The organism is Delftia sp. K82, assembly GCF_002193035.1.
GTDB classification, from domain to species: domain Bacteria; phylum Pseudomonadota; class Gammaproteobacteria; order Burkholderiales; family Burkholderiaceae_C; genus Comamonas; species Comamonas acidovorans.
Window position 1 is genome coordinate 2220705 of the sequence record NZ_MYFL01000001.1, and the last position, 18463, is coordinate 2239167.

The following is an 18463-nucleotide window of genomic DNA, read 5'->3' on the forward strand; positions in this document are numbered from 1 at the left end:
GGTCTGAAATGGACAGGCTCAACAGCCAGGATCGCTTCGCCCGCCTGGATTGGGCGCGGATTGCCGCTGAGCTCGATGCCGAAGGCCATGCCCTGCTGCCGCAGCTGCTGACTGCGGATGAAAGCCGCGCCTTGGCCCGCGAGGCGGCCGCCGCGTCTGGCCTGCCGCCCTGCGTGCAGGCATGGCGCCCGGTGCTGTACGGGCATCTGCTGGCCCTGGCCAACCGCTGGCGCGAACACATGGGCATGCAGCCTGGGTTGCCGGGCTGCTTCGAGGATTTCATGCGTCAGGGCCGGCAAGCAGGCCAAACGCAGCCGCAGCCACATCTGCTGCGCGTGCCGCAAGCGGGTCATGCCCCGCTGCGTTCATACAGCGAAGGTGCGGCGGTGTTTCCGCTGCAGCTGGTGCTGCTGCTGTCCCGGCCGGGCCAGGATTTCGAGGGCGGCGAATTCGTGATGACCGAGCAGCGCCCGCGCATGCAATCGCGCCCCATGGTGCTGCCGCTGAGCCTGGGGGATGCGGCCATCATCGCCACGGGGCCGCGCCCGGTGCGCGGTGCGGCGGGCTTTTACCGCGTGCACCTGCGGCATGCCATCAGCCGCGTTCACCGTGGCGAGTGGCTGGGTCTGGAGCTGCTTTTGCACGACGTGCCCCAGGCGCCCAAGGCTCTGCAAACAGAGCGCTAGCTATAATGCCGCGCCTGCAAAGGCATCCGTGCAACAGGTGTCCACATGCCAGCCATGGGGATGAAACGGGAACAAGGTGACTGCCAGCAAATGCTTTTTGCGCTGCCGGCACAGGCCTTGGCTGCCCCCGCAACGGTAAACAAGTCAAGGCGCTCCATGCCTGTCCCGCCAGTCTCCGCAACCCTGCGGAGGGGCGATGACAGGCTGTCACTGGTTCATGGCGTGGTCTGCAACATGCAGCTTTTCGCGGGTGGATTGGGAAGACGGGGCGCTGGGCGAAAGGCATGTCCTTGCGCCGCTTGTAAGCCCGGAGACCGGCCTGCTGCGTTTCGCGCCTGCTGTGCAGGCGTTTTCTTGACTGTCTGCGGGGTGCGGATGGCAACGTCCTGCGCCCTTTCCTCCCACGCTGGCTGGAGAGGTGGCAGTGCCTTGCTTTCGCATCAGACGGTCGAAGACCGATGTTCGAAATGCATTCTTCCTTTTCCAGGGTTTCCAGCGCTCGCGCTGCCCAGTCCCTTTCCGTGCGGCTGAGCCCGCTGGCCCTGGCCTGCGCCTTCATCTGCCTGCCGGCGCAGGCTCAAACCCAAACGCCCACGCCCACGCCAACGCCCCCATCAACCGCCCTGCCCGAGGTCCAGGTCACCGGCCAGGCCGAACGCATCGGCCAGCAACTGGCCCAGCCTGCGCGCTCTGCCAGCCATACCGGCGTCTCCAACCAGGAAGTGCCGGCCAGCGTGGACGGCGTCTCTGCCGAGCAGATGCAGGAGCGCGGCGACTACGCCCTGGTGGACGCCGTCACGCGCACCGTGGGCCTGACCTCCAGCAGCACGCCGGGCAACGGCGGCCTGGCCTTCAGCAGCCGCGGCTTTGCGGGTGTCAATTCCGTGGGCGTGGCCGAAGACGGCATGGTGCTGGGCGTGGCCGCCGGCACCACGGCGTATCCGGGTGACAGCTGGGGCTACGAGCGCATCGACGTGCTGCGCGGCCCGGCCTCGCTGATGTATGGCAGCGGCACCATGGGCGCCACGGTCAACGCCATCCGCAAGCAGCCCAGCCGCACCAGCTCGGCCGAGGTGCTGGTGGGCGCGGGCACGGACGACACGCTGCGCCTGGGCCTGGGCGTGACCGGCGCCCTGGGCGCCTATGCCAGCTACCGTATCGACAGCTACACCGCCCGCAGCGCAGGCGAGCGCGATCTGGACCAGTCGCGCAACGGCAAGTTCATGAGCACGCTGCGCTTGGAGCCCACGAGCGACCTGCAGATCGACCTGATCGCCGACCGCAGCGTGCAAAAGCCCAGCCGCTACTGGGGCACGCCGGGCCTGGACGGCAAGGTGGTGGAGTCGCTGCGCGACCGCAATTACAACGCCGAAGACAGCGTGCTGCGCTATGCCGACGAGCGCCTGCGCGCCAAGGTGCAATGGAAGGCCAATGACTGGCTGACGGTGCGCAACGAGCTGTACCACGTGAAGTCCGACCGCCACTGGCGCAACATCGAGGCCTACGCGCTCAACCCCGCCACCTGGACCGTGGGCCGCTCCGACTACCTGGAAATCCTGCACGACCTGGAGCAGACCGGCAACCGCCTGGGCCTGAACGTGGACCGGGGCTCGCACAAGATCGCCATGGGCTGGGAGGCCGCGCGCATCAACCTGCGGCTGTCCAACAACTCGCCCTATGGTGGCTCGTCCACGGTCTCGGCCTGGGATCCCGTGCATGGCAGCTGGGCCAGCCCCGATCTCACCGCCGCCAAGACAGAAACCGGCGTGACCCAGCATGCCCTGTACCTGGAAGATGCCTGGCGCATCAGCAACCGCTGGCTGGCCATGGCCGGCCTGCGCCGCGATGTCTACGACTTTGCCAGCCACTCGCTGGTGGGCGGCACGGATTTCAACAAGACGCTGGCCGCCACCTCCTGGCGCCTGGGCCTGACCTATGAACTGGCCCGCAACACCCATGTCTATGGGCAGATCAGCTCGGGACACGATCCCGTCAACAGCCTGGTCTCGCTGAACCTGGCCAACACGGCTTACGCGCTGAGCAAGGGCCGCCAGGCCGAGATCGGCATCAAGCAGCAGGTGGCTGGCGGGCGCGGCGAATGGACGCTGGCCGTGTTCGACATCAAGAAGGACGACATCATCACGCGCGACCCGGACCGGCCGGCCATCTCCATCCAGGGCGGCAGCCAGTCCTCGCGCGGGGCCGAGGTCACCGCCACCTTCCAGGCCACGCCCGCCCTGCGCGTGGAGGGCAATCTGTCGTACGTGGATGCCCAGTTCGACAAGCTCATCGAGGCTGGCGGCAACCGCGCAGGCAACCGTCCGCAGAACGTGGCCAAGACCACGGCCAACCTCTGGGGCCACTACCGCGTGGGCGCCTGGCAGGCCTCGCTGGGCCTGCGCTACGTGGGTGACCGCTTTGGCAACAACGCCAATACCGTGAGTTTGCCCGCCTACACCGTGGCCGACGCCGCGCTGAGCTGGCAGGTGGACCCGCGCACCACCCTGAGCCTGATCGGCCGCAACCTGGCCGACAGGGTCTATGTGGGATCGAGCTACGGCAGCCAGTTCCTGGTCGGGCAAGGCCGCCGCTTCGAGATCGCGGCGCATATCCGGTTCTGATGGCCATGGCGCGCTGCAAAAGTCTCCACAGCCTCCACGGCCTGTGCGCTGGCGCCCTGGCGGCCACCCTGCTGCTGGCCGGCTGCTCGCGCAGCGATTCCGGCACCACCAGTGAACTGCCGGCACCGGCCGCCGCACCGCAGGCGGCCGTGACCGTCAATGTCTGCGGCAGCCCCGTGACCTACGCCAACGCACCGCTGCGCGCCGTGACCCATGACGTGAACATCACCGAGATGTTTCTCTTTCTGGGCCTGGGCGACCGGCTGGTGGGCTACAGCGGTATCACGCAGGCCAAGCAGATCGACCCGGCCTTCCAGGCCCAGCTGGCCCGCGTGCCGCGGCTGGCCGAGCGCGAGATGAACCTGGAGGCCATCCTGGGCGCCTCGGCAGATTTCGTCTTCGGAGGCTGGAGCTACGGTTTTCGCCAGGGCCAGGTCACGCCCGAGGTGCTGCAGCGCCACGGCATTGCCTCATATGTGCTGTCCGAATCGTGCATCCGCGTGGGGCCGCGCAGCCAGGTGGCGCTGGAAGACGGCCTGACCGACCTGCGCAACCTGGGCCGCATCTTCCGCATCGACGCCCATGCCGAGCAACTGGCGCAGGGGCTGGAGCGCGAACTCAAGGACCTGCGCGAGCGCATGCAGGGCGTGCGGCAGCGGCCTTCGGTCTTCGTCTACGACAGCGGCCAGGACATCCCCGTGACCGTGGGCCGCTACGGCATGCCGCAGGCCATGATCGAGGAAGCGGGCGGGCGCAACATCTTCGACGACATTCCCAGCAACTGGCCTGCAGGTAACTGGGAGGACGTGGTGCAGCGCAATCCGCAGTGGATCGTCATCATCGACTATGGCCAGCCCCATGCACAGGGCAAGATCGACTTCCTGCTGGCCAAGCCCGAGCTGGCCGGCGTCGATGCCATCCGCGAAAAGCGGTTTTTCGTGATGACCTATGCCGAGGCCACGCCCGGCCCGCGCAATATTGCGCGGACCCGCGCCCTGGCGCAGGCCCTGCACCCCGACCGCATGCCGGCGCCCAGCCATGCGGCCAACTGATTCCCGCTGGCCCAGGCGCCCGGGCGCCGCCCGCCTCTGGTGCCTGCTGCTGTTCGCGGCCCTGTTGTTGGTGATGACGCTGGCCATCACTTGGGGGCCAGTGGACATGCCGGCGGGCACGGTCTGGCGCATTGCCTGGAGCCGGCTGCTGCAGGTGCTGGGCATGCAGCCGCCGCCACTGGAGGGCATCACGCCGCAGCACCAGCAGATCGTCTGGCTGATCCGCATGCCGCGCGTGCTGCTGGCGGCCCTGGTGGGCGCGGGGCTTGCCGTGGTGGGCACCATCATGCAGGCCATGGTGCGCAATCCGCTGGCCGATCCCTATCTGCTGGGCGTGTCCTCTGGTGCGTCGGTGGGCGCCGTGGCCGTGCTGGCCTTCGGTGCGCTGGCCTCGGCCGGCATGTACGCCCTCACGGCCGGGGCCTTTGCAGGGGCGCTGGCGGCCACCGTCGCCGTCTACCTGCTGGCGCGCTCCCAAGGCCGCATCCATGCCACGCGGCTGATCCTGGGTGGCGTGGCCATCGGCTATGTGCTGGCAGGCGTGACCAGCCTGATCACCCTGTCATCGGGCCAGCGTGACCTGGCCAATGCCCTGCTGACCTGGACGCTGGGCAGCCTGGCCGGCACGCAGTGGGAGGAACTGGGCATTCCCGCTGCCGTGCTGGCTGCGGGAATGCTCTGGCTGGGGCTGCAGACGCGCCCGCTCAACGCCCTGCTGGCCGGTGACGAGGCCGCCGCCACGCTGGGCGTGGACACGGCACGGCTGCGGCGCGCACTGTTCCTGGCGGTGTCGCTGCTCACGGGCACCATGGTGGCGGTCAGCGGCGCCATCGGCTTTGTGGGACTGATCGTGCCGCACGCCGCGCGCATGCTGGTGGGCACGGACCACCGGCGCGTGCTGCCCGTGGCCGCCCTGGCCGGCGCCCTGCTGCTGGTGCTGGTGGATCTTGTTGCGCGCACGGCCTTTGCGCCCATGGAACTGCCCGTGGGCGTGATCACCTCGCTGATCGGCGGACCCTTCTTCGTCTGGATGCTGGTGCGCCAGCCGGTGCAGGGAGGGCGCGGCCCATGAAGCTGCAAGCCCAGGACCTGTGCTGGAGTGCCGATGCCCGGCGTGCCGACGCCCGGCGCATCGTGGAACAGGCCAGCCTTGCCCTGCACAGCGGCGAATGCGTGGGGCTCATCGGCCCCAACGGCAGCGGCAAATCCACCCTGCTGCGCATGCTCTACCGAGTGTTGCGGCCCGACGCAGGCTGCGTGCTGCTGAACCAGCGCGACATCCGGGACATGACGGCGCGCGAGTTCGCGGCCCAGGTCTCGGTCCTGGCGCAGGAGGCGCCGCAGAGCTTTGACTTCACCGTGCGCGAAGCCGTGATGATGGGCCGCATCCCCCACCAGTCCCCCTGGGCGGGCGACAGCGCCGAGGACCTCGCCTGCATGCGGCAGGCGCTGGCCCAGGTGAATGCCTTGGCGCTGGAGGAGCGGCGTTTCTCCAGCCTGTCCGGCGGCGAGAAGCAGCGCGTGCTCGTGGCCCGCGCGCTGGCCCAGCAGCCACGGCTGATGCTGCTGGACGAGCCCACCAACCACCTGGACATACGCCATCAGCTGGAGTTGATGTCACTGGTCAGGCGCCTGCAGATCAGCAGCATCGTCGCCCTGCACGATCTCAATATCGCCGCCCACTACTGCGACCGTCTCTATCTCATGGAACAAGGCCGCATCGTTGCCCATGGCACACCGGCCCAGGTACTGACCCCTGCCACCATCGGCCAGGTCTACGGCGTGGCTGCCGAGGTGGACATCCATGCCGCCACCGGCCGGCTGCGCATCAGCTTCATTCCCGATGAACTCCTCTGAAAAATCCATCCCGCCCGGGCCCGACGCCGTGATCGTGCTGGGCCGTGGCGGCACGGGCGCAGCCTCGCGCCAAAGCCTCATCGAACTGGCCGATGCCTTGCGCCAGACGCTGGAGCCGGCCTGCAAGGTCGTCACATCGTTCGTGGACAAGGCCGCACCCTCGCTGCCCGATGCGCTGCAGCAATGCCTGCCGGCGCGCTCCATCGTCGTGCTGCCCCTGTTCTCGCCCGACGAGCCTGCCCTGCTGCGCTGGCTGCACAAGCTGGCCATGCGCTGGCGCTCGCAGTTGCCGGACCAGGGCGTGCAGGTGCGGTTTGCCGACCATCTGCTGGGTGCTGCGACCATGCCCGCGCTGCTGCTGTCTCAGATGGCCCAGGCCCTTCAGGCCCCAGACATTGCCGAGACCGCTGGCGACCAATGGCAGCACGATCCCCAGGCCTGGTCCCAGGTGCCGGACCACCAGCACCACGCCCTGGTCTGCACGGGGCCGCGCTGCACCGCCCTGGGCGCCGTGGCCGTCTGGCAAAGCCTGGGCGAGGCCGTGCAGGCCAGCAGCGAACTGCGTGCCAGGCTGCGCCTGCTGCAGACCAGCTGCCAGTACCCCTGCAACCATGGCCCGCTGGCCATCGTCTATCCGGACGGCGTCTGGTACGGGCGGCTCAAGGCCGAGAATGCCGCCGAAGTGATCGAAACCCATGTGCTCTCGCGGCAGGTCTGCGCGGAGCACCATGTGCACGGGCCTGTGGAGCTGGGAACGCAGGCTTCGTGAAGTCTCAGGGCTGTGCCGCCTCCAGCTCGGCCAGCCTCACCGCCACAAAATCCCGCAACGCACGCACCAGCGGCGTGAACTGCCTGCGGCTGGGGGCGACCAGGAACAGCGGAACGCACTCGGTCGTCCAGTCGGTGCACAGCGCAAGAAGGCGGCCCCGGGCCAAGTCCTCGGCCACGTCGAAATACGATTTGTAGGCAATCCCCCGCCCGGCCACGGCCCAGCGCCGCACGGCATCTCCGTCATTGGCCACATTGCGGCCGCGCACCCGGACATGGACCGGCTCAGGTACGGCTGCCCCCTGCCCTGCCGGCCAGAAGCTCCAGCGGTCGTGCACTTCCTCGCCCAGCATGAAGCACAGGCAGTCATGGCCGGCTAGGTCGTGGGGGGTGGCGGGTGCGCCGCGTTCCTGCAGATAGGAAGGCGCGGCGCAGAGCACGCGGCGGTGCGTGTCCGACAGCGGCAAGGCCACCAGGCTGGAATCCTGCGGCCTGCCATAGCGAAAAGCCGCGTCCACAGGCTCGCTGTAGACATTGGCAGCGCGGTCGGACAGGTGCAGGCGCAGATCCACGCCCGCGTGCTGGCTCTGGAATTCGTCCAGCCAGGGCATGAGCACGTTGCGGCCCAGGTCGGAGGGGGCGGCCAGTTGCAGCGTGCCGCGCAAAGCGGCCTGGCCGCCAGCCAACTGGTCGCGTACCTGGCGCAGGCCGGCCAGCGCGGGGCGGCAGTGCTCCAGAAACAGCTCGCCCTCCTGCGTGAGCCGCAGGCTGCGCGTGGAGCGCACGAACAGGGTCACGCCCAGCTCTGCCTCCAGCCGCTTGAGCGCTGCGCTGGCCGCAGCCGGGGTCAGGTCCAGGGCACGCGCAGTGGCCGAGAGGCTGCCGCTGTCTGCGGTGCGCACGAAGATATCCAGGTCTTGCAGGCTTTTCATGGGCATTCGCCAGGCTTTGATTTTCAAAAACTATTTGAAGCTTAGTCCAACGAGAAAGCCATTTGTCGTGCTTGCGCCAACTGGGCGCAGGGCCTGGGATGGAAGCCGGCTTCCATCCTTTGGCAGCGGATCTTGGCGCCGCGGCAACCGTAGTATGGTTGCCGGCATGCAGCTCAAACATTTCGCCGGAGCCCTGGCTGGCAGCCTTGTGTTCGTCACAGCCACGGCAGGGGTCACCGCAGCCAAGACCCCCTCTTATCCCGATGCCGATGCCAGCGACCCCGCAAAGCTGGGCTGGATGGTGGGCTCGCCGCCGCCGCCGGACCGCATGCTGCGCTTCGACGACGGTTCCTATTTCCAGTTTCCCGCCATGCGCTGGAGCGTCTCGCACTTTCGCCAGCTCATGCCCACGGTGAATGTGTCGCGCGGCCTGGCGCCTGCAGCGCCGCTGGCCCAGGCGTTGCGCGAAGACATCGACGAGTTGCGCTTCACGCCATTGGGTGCCAGCCAGCCCATGACCTGGCGCGATTCGCTCAAGGCCAACTACACCGACGGCATCGTGGTGCTGCACAAGGGCCGCGTGATCTATGAGCGCTACTTCGGCGTGCTCAAGCCCGAAGGCCAGCACGGCGCCATGTCGGTGACCAAGTCCTTCGTCGGCACGCTGGCGGCCATGCTGGCTGCCGAGGGGCAGCTCGACCCCTCGCGCCGCGTGTCGGAATACGTGCCCGAGCTGGCGGCCTCGGCCTTCGGCAATGCCACGGTGCGCCAACTCATGGACATGACCACGGGCATACGCTTCAGCGAAGACTATGCGGACCCGCAGGCCGAGGTCTGGGCGCATGCAGCGGCCGGCAACCCGCTGCCCAAGGCCAAGGACTACACCGGGCCGCGCAGCTACTACGAATTTCTGCAGACCGTGAAGCCCGAAGGCGTGCACGGCAAGGCCTTCGGCTATCGCACGGCCAATACCGATGCGCTGGGCTGGGTGCTGGCGCGCGTGAGCGGCCAATCGGTGGCCGATCTGCTGTCCGAGCGCATCTGGAGCCGCCTGGGCGCCGAGCAGAATGCCTACATGTCGGTGGACTCCACGGGCACGCCCTTTGCAGGCGGCGGCCTGAACCTGGGCCTGCGGGACCTGGCGCGCTTTGGCGAGATGCTGCGCAACCGGGGCCAGTTCAACGGCCAGCAGATCGTTCCCGCAGCGGCCGTGGACGATATCCGCCGTGGCGGCGATGCGGCGGCCTTTGCCAAGGCCGGCTACAAGCTGCTGCCGGGCTGGACCTATCGCAACATGTGGTGGGTCACGCACAACGCCCATGGCGCCTTCGCGGCGCGCGGCGTGCATGGCCAGACCGTCTACATCGATCCCAAGGCACAGATGGTGATTGCGCGCTTCGCTTCCCACCCGGTGGCTGGCAATGCGGCCAATGACCCGACCTCGCTGCCCGCCTACGAGGCGCTGGGCAGGCTGCTGGCCGGGGAGCGCTGAGGCGCTGAAGGGGCGCGAATTTCCCGCATAGGCTTCGGCGGCCAGGGGGCACCGCCTGCAAGGACGCGTATTGTCAAGAAAATTTGCTAACGTATGTAGCATCTTCTTGCAATAAGTAATTCTTCTATGTTCCAGTCCCTGCGTGCGCGACTCATCGCGCTCAGCGTGGCCATCGTCACCGTGGCCATGCTGGCCCTGGCCATTGCCAACTTCCTCACGGTGCAGCGCCATGTGCTGTCCACCCTCGACGACCAGAGCCGCCAGCTCGTGAACGCCCAGGCCCAGGTTCTGGGCGAATGGGTGGCGACCAAGCGCCTGCTGACCCATACCCTGGCGCAGGCGGTCGATACGCCGGACCCGCGTGCCGTGGTCCAGGCACTGCGCGACGGCGGCGGCTTCTCGGATGCCTACTTCGGCTACACCGACAAGCGCATGTTCTTCCTCAATGAGATGGCTGCCGACTACGACGTGACGGCCCGCCCCTGGTTCAGGCAGGCGTTGAAGGAAGGCCGCCCTATCGTGACGGCGCCCTATCTGTTTGTATCTCCGCCCGAAGTGGGCGTGACCTTTGCCGAGCCCGTGGGCCCGGCCGGCAATCCCGTCGCCGTGGTCGGCACCGACGTGCTGCTGACCACGGTGGTGCGCACCGTGGGCGCCATCCGGCCTACGCCGGGCAGCTTTGCCTTCTTGGTGGATGAGGCGGGCGCCATCGTCACCCATCCCGATCCGGCACTCACGCTCAAGCCCGTCTCCGCGCTCTCGCCCCAGTTGCGTGCCGACGCCATCCAGGCCCTGCCCAAGGAGGACACCGGCATGCGCACGGCCGTCGGCGGCAAGGATTTCCTGCTCTACGGCCAGGGCGTGCCCGGCACGAACTGGCAACTGGTGGTGGCCGTGCAGCGCGACGAGGCGCTGTCCGCGCTGGGTTCGCTGCTCAAGGTGTCGGGCGCCATCGTTGCCATTTCGCTGATCCTGGCGATTGCGCTGCTGGGCGCCGTCATCGCCCGCGTCACGCGCCGGCTGGCCGTGGTGCGCGATGCGCTGGAAGACATCGCCTCGGGTGACGGCGATCTCACGCGCCGCCTGTCGGTGCAAGGCAATGACGAACTGACGCAGATCGCACGCGCGTTCAACCACTTCACCGACAAGATCGCCTCGGTGCTGGTGCGCATCCGGGAATCGTCCGAGACCGTTCGCCATGCCTCCACCGAAATCGCCAGCGGCAACCAGGACCTGTCGGCGCGCACCGAGCAGCAGGCCAGCTCGCTGGAGGAAACGGCTGCCGCCATGGAGCAGCTCACAGCCACCGTGCAGCACAACGCCGAGAATGCGCGCCAGGCGCGCGAACTGGCCAGCAGCGCCTCGGACATCGCCACGCATGGCGGCACCGTGGTGGACCAGGTGGTGCGCACCATGGGCGGCATCGAGCAGTCCTCGCACCGCATTGCCGACATCATTGGTGTGATCGACTCCATTGCCTTCCAGACCAACATCCTGGCGCTGAACGCCGCCGTGGAAGCGGCCCGCGCCGGCGAACAGGGCCGCGGCTTTGCCGTGGTGGCCTCCGAAGTGCGCACGCTGGCCCAGCGCAGCGCCACGGCCGCCAAGGAAATCAAGGCGCTGATCGACGACTCCGTGGGCCAGGTCGATGCCGGCAGCCGCCTGGTGCAGGACGCAGGCGCCACCATGGGCAAGGTTGTGGAAAGCGTGCAGCGCGTGACCGCCATCGTCACCGAGATCAGCAATGCCAGCCAGGAACAGAGCACGGGCATTGCCGAAATCGGCACGGCCGTCAGCCAGATGGACCAGTCCACCCAGCAGAACGCGGCCCTGGTCGAAGAGGCCACGGCCGCGGCGCAGTCGCTGCAGCAGCAGGCCGCGCAACTGGCGGACGTGGTGGCAGGCTTTCGGCTGGACAGCGAATCATCCCGGTCCAGGAGCATCGCCCTGCATAGATGAAATCGGCGCCGCACGGCAGGCAACCCACCGCCCTGCCCCGGCGGCGCCGGTCCGGTTACTGCAGCGCGATTGCGGCCTGCCGTACCAGCTTCTCCGTGCGGGGGACCTCGGTTTTGACGAAGGCCTCGAAGTCGGCAACGCTGCCGCCACGGGCTTCGGCGCCGGTGGCCACCAGGCGCTCGCGGAACTCAGGGGTGTTCAGCAGCTTGTTGATCTCGGTGTTGAGCCGGGAGACCACGGCCGGCGGCGTGCCGTGGCTGGCCACGATGCCGTACCACGGGGCGATGTCAAAGCCCGGATAGCCTTGTTCGGCAATCGTCGGGATGTCCGGGGCCATGGCGGCGCGGCTCGCAGTCGATACGCCCAGGGCCCGCAGCTTGCCGGCCTTCACCTGGGGCAAGGCGGTCATGATGGTGTCGAAGTACAGGGAGACCTGGCCCGATATCAAGGCCGGAATGGCCTCGGCCGCACCCTTGTAGGGCACATGCACTATGTCGATGCCGGCGGCCTGGCGCAGGAACTCGCCAGCCATGTGCGAGGTCGTGCCGGCCCCGAAGGAGGCATAGGTCAGCTTGCCGGGGTTTGCCTTGGCATAGGCCACCATCTCAGCCAGCGTACTGAACGGCAGGGACGGGTTCGCCAGCAGCACATTGGGCGTGACCGCCACGATGGCCACCTTCTCGAAGGCGTCCGGGTTGTAGCTCAGCTTCTTGTACAGAAAACGGTTGGTGACCATGGAGGCCGGCCCGCTCATCAGCAGGGTGTAGCCGTCGCCCGGGGCCCGGGCCGCGGTGTCGCTGCCGATCATGGCGGCCGCACCCGGCTTGTTTTCCACCAGCACGGGCTGGCCCAACGAAGTGCTCAGCCCGGCCCCCACTTGCCGGCTCAAAAGATCCGTGGCGGACCCGGCCTGAAAGGGGACGACGATGCGTATGGGCTTGCTGGGCCAGGCGCCGGCCCCCTGGGCAGAGGCTTGAGCGGCAGCGACAAGGGCCAGGGCGGACAGCAGGGCCTTGGCCAGGGGAGTGCGGAGCGTTTGGAGAGGCATGGTCTTCATCAGGTTGGAGAGCAGGCATGGCGAAGGAACAGGTTCCGGCTGCCATGGGGAAAATGCATAGATATTTAGATATTTGTATCCAATCATGCGGAAGACTAGCAAGCAATAATCGAACCAGCTCTAGGGAAAACCGCCTCTTGCCATCACCTGCACAGGCATGGCTGCGTGGAAACCGGCACAAACGGGGTCCCCGGGAGGCGCAGGCAGGTCCCCGTAGAATCGGCGGGCCCCTGCCCTGGGCGAAAGACACCGGATAAACCATGCTGACCGACCGACGCGCCTCGTTTGACACTGTCCATGCCACGGCACAGGAAGAGGCCTACCAACACATCAAGCGCGGCATACGCACGGGCGAACTGCGCCCGGGCATGCGGCTGGCACCGGATGACATCGCGGCCGAAATTGGCACCAGCCGCATGCCCGTGCGCGAGGCGCTGAACCGCCTTGCCACGGAGGGGCTGATCGTCAACCGCCCCAACCGTGGCTCGGTGGTCCGGGTGCTGACCGAAAAAGAGGTGCGCGAGGTATTCGCCATGCGTTCGGTGCTGGAGGGCCTGGCGGCCACCCTGGCGGCCGAGAACGTGACCACCAATGACATCCACGATCTGGAGCAATTGCTGCAGCGCATGCACCGCAGCGGCCTGAATGCATCGGAATGGATCACGGCGCACCGCCAGTTCCACGAGCGCCTGTGCACCATTGCCGACGCTCCCCAGCTGATGCGGCAGATCGCGTCCCTGCACTCAGTCTCCGAGCCCCTGATGCGGGTGTGGCTGGAGGGCAAGCCATCGACGGACTACGTGCACGACAGGCACGAAGAACTCATAGGCGCATTGAAGGCCAGGGATGGCGCAAAGGTGGAAGCCCTGATGCGCGCCCACATCCTGCGCACGCTTCCAGGCATCCTCCAGGCGAACCAGGCCGACTGAAATCCGCGCTGAAAGCCGCACTGAAAGCCGCGCCGGCCCCTTCGCTGTCACGAAGCGTGAAGCCAGCGCGCAGGCTGCCGTCCGTCAGGAGCGGTTGGCGCCCATGGCGCAGCCGTCCTTTCGATGGTCGGATGCGCCGTGCAGCACACCGTTGTCCCAATCCACCCGAATGGCCTGGGCGCCGCCGATGGCAGGATAGCCGGGCGCCACCAACCGGTAGCCCTGCTGCTCCAGCGCCTGCGCGACATGCTGCGGCAAGGTGCTTTCAACCTCCACCTTGTCGGTGCCGGGAATGGGGAACAGCCGCGGCAGATCGCTGGCGGCCTGGATGTCGCAGCCGTAGTCGATGACCTTGGACAGAAAGTGCGCATGGCCCATGGCCTGGTAGTGGCCGCCCATCACGCCGAACACCAGCTCCACGCGGCCATCCTTCGTGGTCATGCCCGGGATGATGGTGTGCAGGGGCCGCTTGCCGGGCCCGATGCAATTGGGATGGCCCTCAGCCAGTTCAAAGCTCTGGCCCCGGTTGTGCAGCAGCACGCCTGATTTGGGCGCCATCAGGCCGGAGCCGAAGGGGTGGAAGATCGAGTTGATGAAGCTGGCGCAGTTGCGATCCTTGTCCACCACCGAGATGTAGACCGTGTCCTTGTGCTCCGCTGCCGCATTGGTCGCCGGGGTCTTGAAATGCTCCGGGAACTCGCCGTTGCGCAGCTGGCCGGCCAGCTCCTGTGACAGCAGATAGTCGATGTCCACATCGGCAAAGCGCGGATCGGCCAGCAGCGCATCCCGCATCCGGTAGGCCATTCGCGTGGCATCGATCTCGGCCTTCAGCCGCTCGGGCGAGAGCGGGTCCGTGCCCGGCTCCAGGCCCTGCAGAATGTTCAGCAGCAGCAGGGCAATGATGCCCTGCCCCGGTGGGGGGCACTCGTGCACCACATGGTCTCGGAACCTGCTCTTGACCGGCTGCACGAACTCGCCACGATAGGTGGCGAAGTCCTCAAGCGTGTGCACGCCACCGAGGCTGCGCAGATAGGAGACGATGTCCTGCGCGACCTCCCCCTCGTAGAAGCCGGCGCGGCCCTGCTCGGCGATTTTTCGCAAGGTAGCGCCCAACTGCGGCTGGCGGTGAACCGATCCGATGGCCGGGGCTTGGCCATCGACCAGCATGATGTCGCGCGCAGTGGTGGCGGCCAGCAGTTGCGTGTGCATGGCCCAGTCGGTGCCGGCGCGCGGCGCCACGGCATAGCCCTGCTCGGCGAAGCGGATGGCGTCTTCCAGAAGGCGGCCCATGGGCAGCCGGCCGAACCGGTCCGTCAGGGCGACCCAGGCGTCCACGGCGCCAGGCACCGTGACCACGTAGGGCGACTGGCGGCGCAATTGCTTTTTCTCGCCCGAGGCAAGAACGGCCTTAAGGGAGGTGGCCTGGGGCGCCCAGCCGGCGCCGTTGTAGGCCGTGATCTGGTCGGAGCCCTTCTCGCTGTACAGCGCAAAGCAGTCTCCTCCAATGCCGGTGGAGCCAGGCTCCACCACGCACTGGACCGCACAGGCCGCGACGGCGGCATCCATGGCGGTGCCGCCGGCCTCCAGGATGCGAACAGCGGCCTGGGTGGCGGCCGGGTGCGAGGTTGCTGCCATGCCGTGCGTGGACATGACGACGGAACGGCCAGGATTCTGGAAATTACGCATAACGGTTCTTCTTCCTTGTGTTGCTGGGACTTGGATTTCGGGCAATGAATGGGGGGCCGGGGGGGGCTGCCAACGCTGCTTGCAGCGGACCGCCATCAACGCAGGGCGCGATGGCAGCCTCGAGATTACCGTATCCTGATATCTTTGTATCCAATTTTTCCAAAGATACCCAAGCAATCACCATGCCTGGATTGGCCGTACACAATGCACCATCAGAGTGCGCCCTGGACCCTGACAGCGAAACCTAAAATGACGACCGGGCTCCGCCCACCCCAGAACCATCACCATGCCGCCACTTGCCACCCCCTCGCCCGATGCGGCACAGACCAGTGCCCATGAAGAGGCCTACCAACACCTCTCTCATGGCATCCGCATGGGGCTGCTGAAGCCGGGCGACAGGCTGGTGGCCGATGACATTGCCAACTCCATCGGCATGAGCCGCATGCCGGTCCGCGAGGCCTTGCGCCGGCTGACTGCGGAAGGCCTGTTGGTCATGCCGCCGAACCGGGGCGCGATCGTGCGGGAGCTTTCCGAGAGCGAGGTCATCGAGGTTTTCGAGATGCGAGCCGTGCTCGAAGGCCTTGCCGCAGCCATGGCCGCCAGGCGCTGCACCCAGGCGGATGTGGACGACCTGCAGGACCTGCTCTCGAAAATGAAGCGCTGCGAGAGTGACCAGTCGGAATGGATCACGGTGCACCGGCGCTTTCACGAGCGCTTTTGCCGCATCAGCGCAGCCCCGCGCCTGTGCGAGCAGATCTCAGCCCTGCATTCGGTGGTCGAGCCGCTGATGCGGATCTGGCTGGAAAACAACGAGCCCTCGCCGAAGTTGCAGGAGCACCACCAGCAACTGGTGGCCAGCCTGCAGGCCGGTGACCCTGATAGGCTGGAGCGCGAAGTGCGCGCGCATGTGCGTGGAACGGTAGACAGCATCACGCAGGCCATGCGCAGACATCGGCCGCCCCAAGGCAAATCGCGCGCCAAGGCTTGACCTTGGCCTGGGCGATACGCCCTAGCCTCTCCTGTCCTTGAGGCGCGTCATGGAGCGGCGCGCCGCGGACAGGCTGCCGCGCCGGCCCAGCGAAAGCCCCGCGCCGGCATCCGGCAAGGCACCGCCAGCGGCCAATCGCTGCTGCGCCTCCAGCAGGCTGCGCAGGTCCGCCGCACGCTCCTGCGCCAGGGCGGCCGCATTCTGGGCGGTCTGCAACTGGGAGTGCAGGCTCAGCTGCTCCTCCTCACTCTTTTCATAGCGGCCTTGCAGCTCTGCAAGGCGGGTCGCTGCCTTGCGCTCCTGCTCGGTGGCTGTCTTGCGCGCAGCCGCCAGTTCCTGGCGTGCACGGTCCACTTCGTTGAGCATGTGGCGCTCATTGCCCGCGTATTGCTCGGCCATGCGTTGGCGCTCCAGCGCAGCGGACTGCATTTCCTCGCCATGCTTTTGCTGCAGCGCCTCGCGCTGGCGGGCGGCTTCAGCCAGCGCATCGCGCATTTCCTCCAGACGCTCGTCGCGGTCCTGCAACTGCTGCTGCATTTCGTCCAGCCGGCGTGAAAGATCCTGTGACTGCGCCTGGGCCACTTGCAGGGCCTGGTCCATGGCCTCTTTCTGCGCCTGCATGGACGCCTCGCGCCGCGCCATTTGCTCTTGCTGCTCCTGCAACTCGGCCTGCGTGGCCTGCGCCGCTTCCTCGCGCGATTGCAGCGCGGCGCGGGCGGCCTCCATGGCGGCTTCCTGGGCGGCGTCCCACAGTTGCTGCGCCAGGCGCTGAACGGGATCGGGCACGGACGAGGGCAGCAGCTCGCCCTGCCCTGCCGCCACGCCCAGGCGCTGGCCCAGGGTGGCAAACCAGGTCTCCAGCATCGGGCTGACGGTATTTGGCGAGCCTCGGCCGATTTGCTGGCGCACGCGCTCGATGGTCGGCCGCAGGCCCTGGGCGATCAAGGCGTCTGCCGCGGCCCAGACATCGGCTTCCTGCACGCCGCGGGTGGATGTTTTCTGCATATCGTGAACTATTTTCCAGATTACCAACGATAAGTGATTGTTATCGTGAGTTATTTTATTACTGCGTAATACATCATATGTGCCATGTATTAAATATTACATATGAAATTTTCATACAGTATGGATACGCACATTACACGGCTTTGCCCAGGCAAAAGGCCGCTGCAGCCTCTGGAAAGCTTGGAAACTGAACTTTGCATGGCCTGCATTGGCCCTGCACGGCCGCAGGCTCCGCGGCGGGTGGCCCTGCTGCGCCGGGCGACAATCCACGGATGCGCAACGGCCCCTTTTCGCTGATTCCCCAAGACCAGCCTCTGGAAGACACAGAGCAAGGCAGCACCCTGCCCTCTGCGGGGCTGGAGCCTGCCGCCCAGCAGGCCCTGCGCGAGTTGCTGCGCGAGGGCGAATCCACCAACACCAGAAACAGCTACCAGAGTGCGATGCGCTACTGGGCCGCCTGGCATGCGCTGCGCTTTGAGCGGCAGATGCAGCTGCCGCTGAATGTGGCCTGTGTGCTGCAGTTCATCATTGACCACGCCCAGCGGCAGACCGGCGCGGGCCTGGCCAGTGAAATGCCGGTGCACATGGACCGCGCCCTGGTCGAGGCCGGATACAAGGCCCGCGAAGGCCCCCTGTCGCACAACACGCTGGTGCACCGCATGGCGGTGCTGTCCAAGGCCCATCAGGTGCACGGTTTGGCCAACCCTTGCCAGGACGGCGCGGTGCGCGAGCTGATGTCGCGCACGCGCAAGGCCTATGCGCGGCGCGGCGAGCAGCCCGCCAAAAAGGATGCGCTGACGCGCGACTTGCTGGAGCAATTGCTGCAGACCTGCGATGACAGCCTGCGCGGCCGCCGTGACCGCGCCCTGCTGCTGTTCGCCTGGTCCAGCGGCGGGCGCCGCCGCTCGGAGGTGGCCGGGGCCGACATGCGCCACCTGCGCGCCGTGGGGCCGCAGGAATTCATCTACACGCTGGCCCACTCCAAGACCAACCAGTCCGGGCGGGATGTGCCCGAGAACCACAAGCCCGTGACCGGGCGCGCGGCCCAGGCGCTGGCCGATTGGCTGCGTGCCGCCGCCATACAGGAAGGGCCGATCTTCCGGCGCATCCGCAAGGGCGGCCATGTGGGCGAGCCCCTGTCGCCAGCGGCCGTGCGCGACATCGTGAAGCAGCGCTGTGCGCTGGCGGGCGTGGAGGGGGATTTCTCGGCGCATTCCCTGCGCTCGGGCTTTGTGACCGAGGCCGGGCGCCAGAACGTGCCCCTGCCCGACACCATGGCGCTGACGGGGCACAGCAGCGTCAATACGGTGCTGGGCTATTTCCGTGCGGATTCCGCATTGAGCAACCGTGCGGCCCGCCTGCTCGATGCCGGCGACGACGATGCGGCCGCCGCCGCGCAAGGCAGCGGCCGGCCGCAGTCCTGAGCTGCCG

The 18463-nt window shown here is 67.3% G+C and carries 15 protein-coding genes and 1 riboswitch; of the genes, 11 read left to right on the plus strand and 4 right to left on the minus strand.

The genetic code is table 11. The features are described 5' to 3' along the window. Positions 1–8: 8 nt before the first annotated feature. From KDK82_RS09835 to KDK82_RS09860, 6 genes are all read left to right on the plus strand, one after another. On the plus strand, positions 9–686 hold the full coding sequence (locus tag KDK82_RS09835; RefSeq protein ID WP_088164742.1) for a 2OG-Fe(II) oxygenase: 678 nt from the start codon (positions 9–11) through the stop codon (positions 684–686). Positions 687–704: 18 nt separating this feature from the next. Continuing rightward, a riboswitch (cobalamin riboswitch) is annotated at positions 705–1024 on the plus strand. Between the two features lie 129 nt (positions 1025–1153). Next, positions 1154–3307: a TonB-dependent siderophore receptor gene (locus KDK82_RS09840; RefSeq protein WP_256974438.1), complete on the plus strand. Its 2154-nt coding sequence runs from the start codon at positions 1154–1156 to the stop codon at positions 3305–3307. Beyond that, the gene (locus KDK82_RS09845) at positions 3307–4359 is read left to right on the plus strand and encodes an ABC transporter substrate-binding protein (protein ID WP_088164744.1); all 1053 of its coding nucleotides are present in this window, start codon (positions 3307–3309) and stop codon (positions 4357–4359) included. Before KDK82_RS09840 ends, KDK82_RS09845 begins: the two co-directional genes overlap by 1 nt. Next, a complete protein-coding gene (locus tag KDK82_RS09850; protein WP_013802411.1) occupies positions 4346–5431 on the plus strand; it encodes an iron ABC transporter permease in 1086 nt (361 codons plus the stop codon). The genes KDK82_RS09845 and KDK82_RS09850 overlap by 14 nt, the downstream gene beginning before the upstream one ends. Beyond that, on the plus strand, positions 5428–6216 hold the full coding sequence (locus KDK82_RS09855; RefSeq protein WP_047218673.1) for an ABC transporter ATP-binding protein: 789 nt from the start codon (positions 5428–5430) through the stop codon (positions 6214–6216). The genes KDK82_RS09850 and KDK82_RS09855 overlap by 4 nt, the downstream gene beginning before the upstream one ends. Continuing rightward, positions 6203–6985 carry a (2Fe-2S) ferredoxin domain-containing protein gene (locus tag KDK82_RS09860; RefSeq protein ID WP_241150384.1) on the plus strand — a complete coding sequence of 261 codons (783 nt, stop codon included), beginning with the start codon at positions 6203–6205 and terminating at the stop codon, positions 6983–6985. The genes KDK82_RS09855 and KDK82_RS09860 overlap by 14 nt, the downstream gene beginning before the upstream one ends. 4 nt (positions 6986–6989) lie before the next feature. On the opposite strand, the gene KDK82_RS09865 is transcribed toward KDK82_RS09860, so the two are convergent. Beyond that, positions 6990–7916 (minus strand): LysR family transcriptional regulator, encoded by a 927-nt coding sequence (locus KDK82_RS09865; RefSeq protein ID WP_179217879.1) that lies wholly within the window; start codon positions 7914–7916, stop codon positions 6990–6992. 166 nt (positions 7917–8082) lie between these two features. Between KDK82_RS09865 and KDK82_RS09870 the strand changes: the two genes are divergently transcribed. Both KDK82_RS09870 and KDK82_RS09875 read left to right on the plus strand, forming a co-directional pair. Next, entirely contained in the window at positions 8083–9408 is a 1326-nt protein-coding gene (locus KDK82_RS09870) for a serine hydrolase (RefSeq protein WP_179217880.1), read from the plus strand. A gap of 126 nt (positions 9409–9534) precedes the next feature. Then, positions 9535–11367 (plus strand): methyl-accepting chemotaxis protein, encoded by a 1833-nt coding sequence (locus tag KDK82_RS09875; RefSeq protein WP_088164745.1) that lies wholly within the window; start codon positions 9535–9537, stop codon positions 11365–11367. Between the two features lie 55 nt (positions 11368–11422). Here KDK82_RS09875 and KDK82_RS09880 read toward each other — a convergent pair whose 3' ends face one another. Beyond that, the gene (locus KDK82_RS09880) at positions 11423–12415 is read right to left on the minus strand and encodes a tripartite tricarboxylate transporter substrate binding protein (RefSeq protein WP_088165480.1); all 993 of its coding nucleotides are present in this window, start codon (positions 12413–12415) and stop codon (positions 11423–11425) included. Between the two features lie 269 nt (positions 12416–12684). On the opposite strand from KDK82_RS09880, the gene KDK82_RS09885 reads away from it, so the two are divergent. Further along, positions 12685–13353, plus strand: coding sequence for a GntR family transcriptional regulator (locus KDK82_RS09885; protein ID WP_012205610.1), 669 nt, complete (start codon positions 12685–12687; stop codon positions 13351–13353). A gap of 84 nt (positions 13354–13437) precedes the next feature. On the opposite strand, the gene KDK82_RS09890 is transcribed toward KDK82_RS09885, so the two are convergent. Then, a complete protein-coding gene (locus tag KDK82_RS09890; RefSeq protein ID WP_088164746.1) occupies positions 13438–15039 on the minus strand; it encodes a gamma-glutamyltransferase family protein in 1602 nt (533 codons plus the stop codon). A 286-nt stretch (positions 15040–15325) separates the two neighbouring features. Between KDK82_RS09890 and KDK82_RS09895 the strand changes: the two genes are divergently transcribed. Continuing rightward, positions 15326–16027 (plus strand): GntR family transcriptional regulator, encoded by a 702-nt coding sequence (locus KDK82_RS09895; protein WP_088164747.1) that lies wholly within the window; start codon positions 15326–15328, stop codon positions 16025–16027. A 21-nt stretch (positions 16028–16048) separates the two neighbouring features. Here the strand turns inward: KDK82_RS09895 and KDK82_RS09900 are convergent, their stop codons facing one another. Continuing rightward, positions 16049–17032 (minus strand): DNA-binding protein, encoded by a 984-nt coding sequence (locus tag KDK82_RS09900; protein ID WP_013802420.1) that lies wholly within the window; start codon positions 17030–17032, stop codon positions 16049–16051. Positions 17033–17304: 272 nt separating this feature from the next. Here KDK82_RS09900 and KDK82_RS09905 point away from each other — a divergent pair, with 272 nt between their 5' ends. Next, positions 17305–18456: a site-specific integrase gene (locus tag KDK82_RS09905; protein WP_088164748.1), complete on the plus strand. Its 1152-nt coding sequence runs from the start codon at positions 17305–17307 to the stop codon at positions 18454–18456. Positions 18457–18463 lie beyond the last annotated feature (7 nt).

Coding starts and splice junctions, on each gene's coding strand:
- KDK82_RS09875 (WP_088164745.1), top strand. CDS start 9,535: ATGTTCCAGTCCCTGCGTGCGCGACTCATCGCGCTCAGCGTGGCCATC.
- KDK82_RS09860 (WP_241150384.1), top strand. CDS start 6,203: ATGAACTCCTCTGAAAAATCCATCCCGCCCGGGCCCGACGCCGTGATC.
- KDK82_RS09895 (WP_088164747.1), top strand. CDS start 15,326: ATGCCGCCACTTGCCACCCCCTCGCCCGATGCGGCACAGACCAGTGCC.
- KDK82_RS09850 (WP_013802411.1), top strand. CDS start 4,346: ATGCGGCCAACTGATTCCCGCTGGCCCAGGCGCCCGGGCGCCGCCCGC.
- KDK82_RS09865 (WP_179217879.1), bottom strand. CDS start 7,916: ATGAAAAGCCTGCAAGACCTGGATATCTTCGTGCGCACCGCAGACAGC.
- KDK82_RS09870 (WP_179217880.1), top strand. CDS start 8,083: ATGCAGCTCAAACATTTCGCCGGAGCCCTGGCTGGCAGCCTTGTGTTC.
- KDK82_RS09900 (WP_013802420.1), bottom strand. CDS start 17,032: ATGCAGAAAACATCCACCCGCGGCGTGCAGGAAGCCGATGTCTGGGCC.
- KDK82_RS09880 (WP_088165480.1), bottom strand. CDS start 12,415: ATGCCTCTCCAAACGCTCCGCACTCCCCTGGCCAAGGCCCTGCTGTCC.
- KDK82_RS09855 (WP_047218673.1), top strand. CDS start 5,428: ATGAAGCTGCAAGCCCAGGACCTGTGCTGGAGTGCCGATGCCCGGCGT.
- KDK82_RS09845 (WP_088164744.1), top strand. CDS start 3,307: ATGGCCATGGCGCGCTGCAAAAGTCTCCACAGCCTCCACGGCCTGTGC.
- KDK82_RS09885 (WP_012205610.1), top strand. CDS start 12,685: ATGCTGACCGACCGACGCGCCTCGTTTGACACTGTCCATGCCACGGCA.
- KDK82_RS09905 (WP_088164748.1), top strand. CDS start 17,305: ATGCGCAACGGCCCCTTTTCGCTGATTCCCCAAGACCAGCCTCTGGAA.
- KDK82_RS09890 (WP_088164746.1), bottom strand. CDS start 15,039: ATGCGTAATTTCCAGAATCCTGGCCGTTCCGTCGTCATGTCCACGCAC.
- KDK82_RS09840 (WP_256974438.1), top strand. CDS start 1,154: ATGCATTCTTCCTTTTCCAGGGTTTCCAGCGCTCGCGCTGCCCAGTCC.
- KDK82_RS09835 (WP_088164742.1), top strand. CDS start 9: ATGGACAGGCTCAACAGCCAGGATCGCTTCGCCCGCCTGGATTGGGCG.